The sequence below is a fragment of the Bacillus fonticola genome (genome assembly GCF_012955605.1).
GTDB classification, from domain to species: domain Bacteria; phylum Bacillota; class Bacilli; order Bacillales; family JC228; genus Bacillus_CG; species Bacillus_CG fonticola.
Genome location: NZ_CP052135.1, coordinates 265,364 through 277,250, shown reverse-complemented (window position 1 = coordinate 277,250; position 11,887 = coordinate 265,364). Strand labels below are relative to the sequence as shown.

At 41.0% G+C, this 11,887-nt stretch carries 10 protein-coding genes; 1 reads left to right on the top strand and 9 read right to left on the bottom strand.

The annotated features are described in order from the left end of the window. Positions 1 to 463: 463 nt before the first annotated feature. The 4 genes from ilvD to HHK01_RS01405 form a co-directional block, all read right to left on the bottom strand. Entirely contained in the window at positions 464 to 2,131 is a 1,668-nt protein-coding gene (ilvD, locus tag HHK01_RS01420) for a dihydroxy-acid dehydratase (protein ID WP_170006071.1), read from the bottom strand. 11 nt (positions 2,132 to 2,142) lie between these two features. Next, complete coding sequence (gene ilvE, locus HHK01_RS01415; protein ID WP_170006070.1) at positions 2,143 to 3,048, bottom strand: branched-chain-amino-acid transaminase; 906 nt, start codon at positions 3,046 to 3,048, stop codon at positions 2,143 to 2,145. Between the two features lie 754 nt (positions 3,049 to 3,802). Next, positions 3,803 to 4,756, bottom strand: coding sequence for a hypothetical protein (locus HHK01_RS01410; protein ID WP_170006069.1), 954 nt, complete (start codon positions 4,754 to 4,756; stop codon positions 3,803 to 3,805). A gap of 30 nt (positions 4,757 to 4,786) precedes the next feature. Next, positions 4,787 to 6,817: a DEAD/DEAH box helicase gene (locus HHK01_RS01405; RefSeq protein WP_170006068.1), complete on the bottom strand. Its 2,031-nt coding sequence runs from the start codon at positions 6,815 to 6,817 to the stop codon at positions 4,787 to 4,789. Positions 6,818 to 7,027: 210 nt separating this feature from the next. Here HHK01_RS01405 and HHK01_RS01400 point away from each other — a divergent pair, with 210 nt between their 5' ends. Beyond that, positions 7,028 to 7,603, top strand: a complete 576-nt coding sequence (locus HHK01_RS01400) for a hypothetical protein (protein ID WP_170006067.1) — start codon at positions 7,028 to 7,030, stop codon at positions 7,601 to 7,603. Positions 7,604 to 7,769: 166 nt separating this feature from the next. Here the strand turns inward: HHK01_RS01400 and HHK01_RS01395 are convergent, their stop codons facing one another. The 5 genes from HHK01_RS01395 to HHK01_RS01375 form a co-directional block, all read right to left on the bottom strand. Then, the gene (locus HHK01_RS01395) at positions 7,770 to 9,119 is read right to left on the bottom strand and encodes a sensor histidine kinase (protein WP_170006066.1); all 1,350 of its coding nucleotides are present in this window, start codon (positions 9,117 to 9,119) and stop codon (positions 7,770 to 7,772) included. Then, the gene (locus HHK01_RS01390) at positions 9,116 to 9,805 is read right to left on the bottom strand and encodes a response regulator transcription factor (RefSeq protein ID WP_170006065.1); all 690 of its coding nucleotides are present in this window, start codon (positions 9,803 to 9,805) and stop codon (positions 9,116 to 9,118) included. The genes HHK01_RS01395 and HHK01_RS01390 overlap by 4 nt, the downstream gene beginning before the upstream one ends. Positions 9,806 to 9,891: 86 nt before the next feature. Next, positions 9,892 to 10,152 (bottom strand): SHOCT domain-containing protein, encoded by a 261-nt coding sequence (locus HHK01_RS01385; RefSeq protein ID WP_170006064.1) that lies wholly within the window; start codon positions 10,150 to 10,152, stop codon positions 9,892 to 9,894. 48 nt (positions 10,153 to 10,200) lie between these two features. After that, positions 10,201 to 10,746 carry a hypothetical protein gene (locus HHK01_RS01380; RefSeq protein WP_170006063.1) on the bottom strand — a complete coding sequence of 182 codons (546 nt, stop codon included), beginning with the start codon at positions 10,744 to 10,746 and terminating at the stop codon, positions 10,201 to 10,203. Between the two features lie 163 nt (positions 10,747 to 10,909). After that, positions 10,910 to 11,689, bottom strand: a complete 780-nt coding sequence (locus HHK01_RS01375; RefSeq protein ID WP_170006062.1) for a sulfite exporter TauE/SafE family protein — start codon at positions 11,687 to 11,689, stop codon at positions 10,910 to 10,912. Positions 11,690 to 11,887: the final 198 nt, after the last annotated feature.

Here is an 11,887-nt window from a genome sequence, read left to right as displayed (position 1 = left end):
ATCCCTCCTTCAAATTGTTCCAAGTTTCATCACCATTAGTTTGTAAGTGGTTTATTCGCACAAAAAGAGCCTTTTTCTTCCCAACAAACTGCATGTGTGCAGAATATTCGGGGAGAAAAGGCTTTTCGCTTTTCACGGTACCACCCGGTTTTACAGCACCCTTACGAATGCTGCCTTGTGAAGCCATCTTTAGAGAAAAGCAGAGAATAGAACGTCTGCCATTTAAAGAAGGTTTCTTTTGGTAACAGGTGCTTGTTATGAACACCTGATCGAGCCTACTAAGAGAATCCGTTCAGCTCAACACTCAGGGAGGATGTCGACATAAGGTGTATTTCCGGGCTTCCAGCAACCCCGGCTCTCTGTGAATACACTTTTCTTATCTCTTTTTTCCCGTCATCATTTTTGTTTGTGATGGAATTGTATAAGGCTTATTCACACTGCCAGTAAGAATAGATGTGATGGTTTATATTTTCATGACACCGCCTGTATTAGCGGAGGTGACAAGCTTTGCGTATCTGGCTAGATAGCCACTTTTCACTTTCATTTCGGGTTTCACCCAGTTTTGTCGCCGCTCGTTCAGAATGGCATCATCCACGATGAGTTCAATGGAACGAGCTTCCAAATCCACTAAAATCTTGTCACCATTTTCGACGAAAGCAATCAGACCCCCTTCAGCTGCTTCAGGGGAAATATGCCCCACCGAAATGCCCCGACTAGCACCTGAGAAACGGCCATCCGTAATGAGGGCGACTTCCTTATCTAATCCACGTCCTGCAATCGCCGAAGTAGGCGCCAGCATTTCAGGCATCCCCGGTCCACCTTTAGGCCCTTCATATCGTATGACGACCACGTGTCCAGACTTGACAGTGCCGTCATCAATGCCTGCTTGAGCCTCTTCTTGTGATTCAAAGATGATCGCTTCACCTAGGAAGGTTTTAATCGATGGATCGACTGCACCTACTTTGATGACTCCTCCATCTGGAGCGAGATTCCCATGGAGAATAGAGAGTCCACCGACAGGGCTATATGGATTATCTTTTGTTCGGATTACGTTCGTATCAAGGATTTTGGCATCCTTCACATTTTCCGCCAACGTTTTGCCGGTAATGGTAATTTGCTCTTTATAAAGTAATCCGTCAATTTTGCAAAGTTCATTTATAATGGCGCTCACACCACCTGCTCGATGAACATCTTCCATGGAATAGTCAGAGGCAGGACTTATTTTAGATAAATAAGGTACCTTTTCAGCAATTCGATTGATGTCTTCTAAGTTGTATTCAATTCCGGCTTCATGAGCGATCGCTAATGTATGTAAAACGGTATTCGTGGATCCACCCATCGCCATGTCGAGCGCAAAAGCGTTATCAAAGGTTTCCTTCGTCAAAATATGACTAGGACGAATGTCCTTTTTTACTAAATCAATTAAATGGGTTGCTGCCTGACGGATTAGCTCGTGACGTTCATCAGATGTAGCAACGATGGTTCCGTTTCCAGGAACGGTGACACCGAGCATTTCCATCAGTGAATTCATGGAGTTCGCCGTGAACATTCCAGAACAAGATCCACACGTCGGACAGGCTGCTGCTTCAAGTTCGAGCAAGTCTTTCTGTGACATCGCCCCTTTGTGATAGGCACCCACCCCTTCAAAAACAGAGGCTAGGGAGAGGTTTTTTCCGGTTGAGGAGACACCTGCTTCCATCGGCCCACCTGAAACAAAAACAGAAGGTACATCGGTCCTGGCAGCTGCCATGAGCATGCCTGGGGTAATTTTGTCACAGTTAGGTATGTAGAAAACCCCATCAAACCAATGGGCATTAATGACGGTCTCGGCACTGTCAGCAATCAATTCGCGGCTTGGGAGCGAGTACCTCATCCCGATATGTCCCATGGCAATCCCATCATCAACGCCGATCGTGTTAAATTCGAAAGGGATTCCGCCAGCTTCACGAATCGCTTCTTTCACAACCTCTGCAAACTTATTTAAGTGGCGATGACCCGGGATAATATCAATGTATGAGTTACAAACACCGATGAATGGCTTTTCTAAATCTCTCGTTTGCACTCCCGTTGCATACAGTAGACTGCGATGGGGAGCACGGTCGATTCCTTTTTTAATCATGTCACTTCTCAATGTAAAGCCTCCTAACTTACTACATGTTCCGTTGCTGTGGCGTAGCACTTCACTCCATCAGTGGTGACCAGTCGTCTGAATTCAGACAACAGGTGATTTGTGACTTTCCCTGGTTGCCCATTCGCCACTTTTCGACCATCTACTTCAACGACTGCAATCACTTCAACTGCCGTCCCAGTCAAGAAAACTTCGTCAGCCACATACACGTCATGCCTTGAGAACGGAGCCTCTTTCACCTCATACCCTTTGGCCCTTGCTAAATCAATGATGGCATTTCGAGTAATCCCTTCTAACGCTCCAAGATAAACTGGAGGGGTGATGATCGTGCCATTTTTCATGATGAAAATATTATCCGCAGATCCTTCGGTTACATATCCTTGCTCATTTAACACGATGGCTTCATCGACACCCGCTTGATTGGCTTCAAGTTTTACTAGAATATTATTTAAATAGTTCAGCGATTTGACCTGAGGGCTCAATACATCTGGTCGATTCTTTCGAGTAGCAACAGAACCTACCTTTAGCCCACGTTGGTAGAGTTCTTTAGGAAAAAGAGACAATTCTTCTGCGATCACTATGACGCGTGGTTGTGAGCAAAGCGCTGGGTCTAAACCAAGATTTCCAGGTCCGCGGGAGACGACGACTCGAATGTAAGCACTCTCAAGTTCATTTTTGCGGATGGTTTTAACAATAATGCTTTCCAATTCCTCCTTCGTGTAAGGTATCTGTAGCATGATCGATTGCGCAGATTCATACAGCCGCTGCAGGTGTTCTGCAAGCCTGAAAATGTTTCCACTGTATACACGAATCCCTTCAAATACCCCGTCTCCGTACAAAAATCCATGATCGTAAACCGAAACAACTGCCTCTTCTTTCTTCACTAACTCATCACCCAAAAAAATCCACTGATTGCTCATACATCACCACTCCTCTCATTGACAGATTCACTTTACCGCTTTTAACCGCTAAACTTAATCGTTAAAAGAATAACCTTATCTCATCTACCATCATCTGGAATCATGAACCAAGGTCTTCCCTACTTTGTAAACCACACTGGGTAAAAAATTCTACCTACTCTGTATTCACTGTGTTGCAAATTATCTTACAACTATTCAATTCCAAGGTCAATAAGTATATGACTATAAGTCTGACTATTTTGAATAGGAAGACTTATTGAAAGCGTTTCCAACCTTGTCCAGATAACAAACAGGAGACAATCGAAAAGGAATTGTAAATTTTTATAAAGCGCTTACACTGACGAGATGCAATTTCGAAGGTAATAATTTCGGAATTAGTACGCCTCGAATGATGTCGAAATCTTATTGTGCTATTTACTCGCTTCTCGCTACACATTTGACAAAAGTTTGATAAATATCGGGTGGGCTAGTTTCCGGTATGACCACACCACCATACTCATCTTTTTCTTGAAATCTAAGGAAGGGAAGAAGGTAGGGAAGGTGGCAGGGAACACGAAAAAGTGAAGGTTGTGAAAAATAGGCTAGCAAGGGGGCTTTCACCATCTTTATTTCAAGATGTCACGGGGGGAACGGAGAAAGAAATCGAATAGATTAAGAGTGGAGAGGGTGCGGTGCCCGACCCTTACTGTGTAACGCATTGCTCACTGGGGTCAGGCACCGCCAGTGTACCCAATAATGGTCATTCCCGTCCCCGTCATTCTCCTCTCTCAAAGTTTTTCGTAATGAGATTATAATAAAGTGTTTGTGTCTTGCTCTCAGAGCGAGAACGAATATCAATGTGATACTGAATCATCGGGATAAAATACATGATGCCATGATTGAGAGTGATCTCTATTTTTCCTTGATATTTATCTTGAATTTCTTGTAATTGTTTATTCTTTTCCAAGTTAATGACTTTAGATTTATCTTTAATCTCACTAATTTTTTCCTTACTTAACCCTTTTCGATTCGTTTTCTTTTCATTTTCATTAAGTAATTCATCGTAATACGTTTCAATTCTGTTCATGTCCTTTTGTAGCCGTTCGTTTTGTAGTAGCTCTTTTTGTTCCGCTTTTACACTCGTTTCTACATGGCAATAAGCTGTTCTATATGCCTCTTCTATATTCACGTCTTTTGGAATGGGATAATGATACACTGGCTTGTCTGTGTAAATGATGCGATTCTGCTCATGCTTCATCGCTTCTGATACTTCACCAGTCATTAAGTTGACCCAGAGCTGCTCCATTCTTTCGTCTTTCTCGTCAGAAATGATGGCAATACCAAATTCAAAAGCCACCCAAATACCCATGACTTGGTTTTCATTTAGGAGCGTCACTTTTTTTAAATCTTCACTAAGGAAATCAGCTATTTTTTTCAGAGGATTAGCAAGGATGACACGGTCCAGTTCTGAAAACCTTACACCACTTACTGCCTTTAAATTAGCAATGGTGAGGACTTGCTCTAAAATATAACTACCAAAGGTCACAAATTCAGATTGAGGATTTTCTTGTGCCACTTCAAAATCAAAGGCCAGATCTAATTCACTCTTACCTTGAAAAAAACCTTGATAATCCTCTGGTATGAGCACCTGACATAAAGCATATTCAACGGGTACAACGACGCCCCCCAATCCTTCTATCACTTCTGAGACGAACTTTTGCAACTGCACCAGCACCCCTCCTTCATCATCTGCGTTTTATCAAAACAATTTCTCATCTAATTGCTTTTGTTTTAGGAGCTTTTGTTTATTTTCAACAAGTTTGTCGCCAATTTGTTCGAGTTCCTTTTGCATCGCCTGTTTGTCGGCTGACTCAGTCCACGCCTTCATCATAAGGTCAGAAAAGTCTGCATTATCCTCTATATTGCCGAGAATTGCATCAACTTCCCCTACTACAAGCTCAAACATATTGATTTTACGATCGAGTAAATCAAGAATATAGTATTCGATTGTATCTTTTGCGACAAGATTATATACAAATACATCTCTTTCTTGTCCAATACGATGAATTCGTCCAATCCTCTGTTCAATCGCCATTGGGTTCCACGGCAAGTCAAAGTTTATCATTCCATTACAAAATTGAAGGTTTCGGCCCTCTCCTCCCACTTCCGTACTTACGAGGACGTCTGCTTGTTCCTTAAAGTAAGTAATCTGTTCCTCTTTTTCCTTCCTTCTTAATCCTCCATGAAATTCAGCAACCTTAAAGCCGTGGTCTTTTAATAATTGTGCCAAGTACGCTTGAGTGGATTTATATTTCGTAAAGACAAGCATTTTATCATTAAAGTTTTTCAATATTGAAATGAGTTGCTCGACCTTAGGATTGTTTTCGGCTTCCTTCTTCACAACCTCTTGTGCTCTTTCTGAAAACCGTTTAAGTGCCTTTTGATCAAAAGAAGATAGATTATCTTTCGATGATAAATTTTCCAAAGTATTTACCATGGTTGTAAAAGTGCTGCCCATTTGTTCTTGCAACGTTTTTAATTGAAATCGGGTGATGGATGGTTCCGCTTCGCTATACTTATTGCGAATAAACGTACTAATATCTTCATAAAAATCGTGTGCCGTGTCAGGGAATTCAACGATGGTTGTGTAAGCTTTTCTTTTAGTAAATTGAACATCGACATTGCTTCGTTTGTTGCGAATCATGACATCAGAAAGCAAACCTTTCAACTTGTCCACATTTTTTGCTTCAATACCATCCTTACTTTCAATAAAATTTCTTTTGAAGTAGCTGTACGTTTTAAGCTGACCCGGTTTCAATAGGGTGATAAGGTTATAAAGTTCTTCTAAATGGTTTTGCACGGGTGTTGCGGTCAAAAGGAAAATGTATTTTTTATTAATACCATTAACAAATTTCCACGCTTGTGTATTTCGATTTCTAAGATGGTGGGCTTCATCAACAATCACTAAATCGTAATGCTCCTGAAAAATAGCCTCCCTATGTTGCTTTCTTTTAGCCATCGATATAGAGGCAATTACCTTATTGTAGTGTGACCATGCGTTTTCCCTTTTTTTAAACTCCGGATCGTCCGCTTTAATAAAATCCTGGTTAAACTTCCGTTTCATCTCATTTTCCCACTGTTGCACGAGAGAAGGGGGTGTAAGTATTAGTACCCTTTTAACAAGGCCACGCATGATATACTCCAGCATAGCAATGCCAGCCTCTACTGTTTTACCAAGCCCAACTTCATCAGAAAACAAAGCCCTTCCTTTCAAGCGATTCATAACGGCTTTCACTGTTTTCAACTGATACTCAAACGTTTGAGCTTCTCGTATATAAGGAATGGAAATCAAGCTGTCGTCATCAGCACTAACCCGAAACTCGAGAGATTTTTGATATAACTGAAACCAAATGTCGGAATCCTGTTGAAAGCCCCTCATGGCAGAAATGACATTTTCAAGTCGATCTTTTCCCACAAGAAACTCTTGTCCGACGGTGGCATGATTAGGATCTTTAGGCAAAGACACTTTAATTTCGCCGTTCACAGTTTGTTCAATTAATAAATAGGCTGCCTCGTATGGGGAGAAAAAGCCCTTTATCCCCCGCCCGTAAAGCGTATTGTCATCCCAATTCACCTTAAACTTCCTGGATAAACCATGATCATTGGACATCTCAAATTCCATAGCGTGATCAATGTCGATCTCCTGAAAAAAGTGAACAAGTGAAGCATCCATTTCAAACATATTTAAATCTAGTAATTCCTTATCTAATTTAAATAAATGTTTCCCCAAGCTACTCCCCCCGTATGAGAACTTTCTAGTATTGTATCACAACACACTTTTCTAGCTGTGCGCTGAAAAGTGGCTTAGTAGGGGAATTGAACGTACAGATTCACGGTGCTTTATTAACGTAGTGAGGGACTCACCGTTTCCGCTTAAATAATATACCGAGATTTGCAAACAATATATCCACGTAAATATGACTGCTTGGAGGATATCAATGTGAGTGACAGACAAGAGAAACATATACAACATTTAAAGGAAATACAGCTCGAACAATCGAACTCGTGGTTTGATTATTGGATGGATCATTCCAATTTTGGAACATGGGAATTTTGGGCAAACGTTGCCTTTTTAATCCTGCCTTTAATTACTTTATTTATTGTAATCGATAGGAGAAAAGCTCTTCTGTTAGGCTTCTATGGATATAATGTTCACGTGTTTTTTACTTACATCGATGCCTATTCAACAAGTCGCGTTAGTGCCTTCTATCCATATAAAGTACTACCGATTTTACCTTCGAATTTTGCTCTCGATGTGTCTTTTGTTCCTGTAGCCTATATGCTTGTCTATCAATGGACCCTTCACCATAAAAAGAATTATTACCTTTACATCACCTTATTGTGTTTATTTTTGGCTTTTGTGTTTAAACCTTTATTGGTATATTTAGGATTATTTCAAATAATTAAGATGAATTACTTTGATATTTTTCTTTTATATTTAGTGCTTTCTATAGTTTCCAAGTGGGTAACAAACGTATTCATCTTCCTTGAGAAGAGGGGGAAAAACAAAAGTTAACTAGAAGTGTCTATCTCATTCTGTCGAGGACAGATCTAATTTTTTCATTCTTACCTTCGATAATATAAGTAGGCCATCCCATCGCAAAGACCCCTTACCGATAGGCCGGTTCCACTGAAAGGGGCTTTTTCACCATTTTAGCCTATCGGTAGTGCTGACAACGACACTAACCAGATAACGGTAATGTAACTTTAAATTGCGTTCCTTTCCCTTTCCTACTGGTCACGTTGATATTCCCTCCATGTACTTCAACAAAGCCTTTTGCAATGGAAAGACCCAGTCCTACGCCACCCTTATCCCGTTTACGAGATTCATCTACACGATAGAAGCGTTCAAAGATAAAGGGAAGATTTTGCTCATCAATGCCGGGCCCCGTGTCTTGAAAGCAAAGGACAACTGATTGACCTTCCTTACATACATCGATCGTCACTATCCCATTTTCGGGCGTATAACGAATAGCATTGCCGAGAAGGTTCACGACGACTTGTGTGATCCGATCACGATCTATTTCAGGGAATATGGCAGTAGCGCTTCTATTCAAATGAAGTGCAATCCTTTTTTCTTCTGCAAACCACCTAAACTGAGCAAGAATAGATTCAATGAACCTGTTCATTTCTGTACGCTCTTTGTGTAGTGGTAATGTTCTTGATTCTGCAAGGCTTAGTTGCTGTAGGTCATTGACAAGTCTTGAAAGGCGGTAAACTTCATCGCTTACGTGCAAGATCACTTCTTCAGTAGCTTCCACTGCTCCAGCTTGTATGGATTCGAGTTTAGCTCTGATGATGGAAAGGGGTGTTCTTAGTTCATGAGCAACGTCAGCAACGAGGGATTTCCGTATACGCTCTGTACGCTCCAGTGTGTCCGTCATCTGATTAAAAGCTTCACCAAGATGCTTGAATTCATCTTTTGAATCAATCGTTACTCGAAACTTTGTATTTCCTTTTGACACATGTTCAATGCCTGAAACGAGCTGAGAAAGGGGTCTTGTTATTTTATTTGAAAGAAAGAATCCAATCAGCAAAGTAATCACACCCGCAAACAGGAACCCAAACAGGATCGTTAAATTGACCGATTGGACGAATTGCTGTTCAAGACGTGAAACGGACGCGCTCTTTTCTGGATACGCAATGAACGTTCCAACGGTTTCCCCGTTTACTTCAAGTGGTTCTTCTATTGACACCCTGTTATTCTTGTTCATATTATCTGTCGTATTCGCTACAATTTCACCCGAAGAATCTAAAATTATCATCTCAATAGTTCCTGTATACCCCATCACGCTTCCCATATTCATACGGTTTGACATCTCAAGAGTTTGACCCACACCTTCAAGTGAACCTGCCGCGGAATAGTAAGAGGTGACGGCTCTCTTCAACATGTCAACTTTCATTTGGTCACTTTCCGAAAGATAACTTTCAAACATTGTCTCTACACGTGATTGAAGAAATAAAGATTGAAACAATCCCATGAATACAACCACTGCCGTCATGGAGACCAACACTTTCACCCTTAATTTCATGAACCCACTCCAAAACGATACCCAATTCCGTAAACAGTTTCGATGGCAACGGTAGATCCGACGTCTGTTAGCTTTTTCCGCAAATTACTAACATGGGTATCAATTGAACGTTCATAATTAACAAAGGCTTCTCCCATTGCAATGTTCATCAACTGTAATCTGCTATACACTCGACCAGGTCTTTCTGCAAGTGTCGCTAAAATTTTAAATTCTGTAGGGGTTAAATTAACCCTTTTTCCGTGGACAAAGACTTCATATGTCGATAGGTTAATTGTTATATCTGTTTGCTCGATCCACTCATCGTCTGTTTGTTCACTTGATGATCTCCTTAGGACAGCCTTCATCCTAGCTACAACCTCTCGTAAACTAAATGGTTTGGTAATATAATCATCTGCACCCATCTCAAGCCCGAGCAGTTTATCGATCTCATCTGTTTTAGCTGTAAGCATAATGACTGGGGTTTTATTTTTAGCAGCGCGTAATTCACGCAACGTCACATAGCCATCTTTTTCGGGCATCATGACATCGAGTAATAGGATATCGACATTTGGGTTCTCTTCAAGAAGATGCAGGGCATCATTTCCGTTGCGAGCATTTATCGTTTCATAGCCTTCATTTTGTAAAAATGTTGAAATAGACTCTCTCAGTTCGTCTTGATCATCAACAATCATGACTAATTTTTTCATCGATGTAGTTCCTCTCTTATCCACGTGTGCTTTCGATATAACAATATAAACCTTGATAAAAGTTTATCAAGGTTTATATTGTTATATCAAATTTTGTTCGTTGTATCCGTCAACTCACGCAACCGCTGTCTGTACTCTTCAGTGTCGATTTCTCCCCTGGAGTATCGCTGTTTTAGTATCTCTACTGCTTTATCTGAAGAGTTTGATCGATCAGTTGGTGACCATTTACGGATTGCATATATGACCAACCAAATAATTAGCCCCCAGAACAATAACATAAGTAGCCCACCGCCGAACATCATCGGAAATCCTCCTCCTAAACAGTCAGCTCCATTGTTCCACATCATGTTTTGAACCTCCTTCTTAGTGAAAAACCTTAATTAGGCAATAACAGTCTATTCACCAAAGGCATTGCAGGCAAACATCCCATCAACGTTAAGCATCATGCCAATGTTCTCACTCATGGAAAGAAGCATCATCTCTTGTTGGTCCGTTATCCCATTTTCCTCCTTCTTATACTGTTTAATGTCTTCTTGAATAACCTTTTCCAACTCTTTCGTCAATTTATCCCCTTTTACCCCTTGCTCCTCTGCAATGGTTGCAAGAGATTTTCCACTTTTGATTTCACTTTGTAGCTCATCTGTCGTCATATCTAAAGTCTGAGCAGCTTCGCTTGAAAGTTCGGTCATTAAGTCATTCATAATAGACATCGTGTCCATCATTTCACTCATATTCCCCATCATGTCCATTCCGTTCGAATCACCCATCATATCCATTGCGTTAGAATCGCTCATCTCCATCATGCCGTTTTCGCTTTCCGCATTCACAGTTGTATCGTCCTCCCCACTGTCGGAACTAGCGTTTGGACTAATCAATCCGGAAGTCATTGAGCCGACTGCAAATGCACCGATAAACCCTGCTACTACTAACCACTTCTTCATCTTCCTCACTCCTGTTTATTATAAGTGGAAAAGCGTAATCCCTTTCCCTTATAAACAGTATAAGCAATCCATTTCCAGAACTTATGAGGAGAATGTCAAGAACTTGTTAAGATTAACCGCCTAGGTACATTGGTTCGGTATTATTTGATCAATTGAAAAACATTCAACTTAAAATATCAAGCCATATCTTAATGGATGTGCCTAAAATGAGCATAGCTAACAACCATTGTAACAGTTTCGTATTGACCTTCTTCCCGAAATTCGCTCCTAAGGGGGAAGCAACTAAACTTGCAACCACCATAATAAGTGCGGGGACTAGCAAAACTTGGCCAGTCGTAATTTTGCCGATAGTCGAACCGATGGAAGAAATAAACGTAATCGCTAATGAAGTAGCTATGGTCATTCTAGTTGGAACTTTGAGCACTACAAGCATAATTGGCACCAAAATAAAAGCACCTGCTGCGCCAACAATACCAGCTCCAACGCCAACAACAAAAGCTAATAAGGCAGCGAACCATTTATTAAACGTTACTTGATCATGCGGTATATCATCTAACCCTTTCTTTGGGACAAACATCATCACGGCCGCAATGGTTGCTAATGTGGCATAGACGACGTTAATTCCACTTTCAGACAGCAGTTTAGAACCATACGCTCCAATAAAACTTCCGACTAGAATGCTTACACCCATATATAGAATGAGTGTTTTATTTAAAAGTCCACCCTTTCGATACGCCCATACACCACCGATTGTGGCGAAAAAAACCTGCACGGCACTGATTCCAGAGACTTCATAGGCACTAAATGCAACCAAACCTAATGCAGGTGGAATGTACAGCAGCATCGGGTATTTAATAATGGATCCACCTATCCCGACCATCCCTGAAATAAATGACCCGATAAATCCGATTAGAAAAATAGTAACCAAGAATAAAATATCCACCCAACTCCCCCTCCCTACCTAATTCACTCGCATTACTGAAGTGTGCCGGAGAATGATGAGCTCATGTGATATTGATTGATCGACATGGTTTTGCGCGTATTCGACATTTTTTTGAGCGTATTCGACATGGTTTCGCGCGTATTCGACATTTTTTTGAGCGTATTCGACATGGTTTCGCGCGTGTTCGACATGGTTTTG

Bases quoted from the DNA above. Each gene is read 5' to 3' on its own strand.
- ilvE (WP_170006070.1), bottom strand. From the start codon at position 3,048: ATGAGCAATCAGTGGATTTTTTTGGGTGATGAGTTAGTGAAGAAAGAA.
- HHK01_RS01395 (WP_170006066.1), bottom strand. From the start codon at position 9,119: ATGAAATTAAGGGTGAAAGTGTTGGTCTCCATGACGGCAGTGGTTGTA.
- HHK01_RS01390 (WP_170006065.1), bottom strand. From the start codon at position 9,805: ATGAAAAAATTAGTCATGATTGTTGATGATCAAGACGAACTGAGAGAG.
- HHK01_RS01385 (WP_170006064.1), bottom strand. From the start codon at position 10,152: ATGATGTGGAACAATGGAGCTGACTGTTTAGGAGGAGGATTTCCGATG.
- HHK01_RS01380 (WP_170006063.1), bottom strand. From the start codon at position 10,746: ATGAAGAAGTGGTTAGTAGTAGCAGGGTTTATCGGTGCATTTGCAGTC.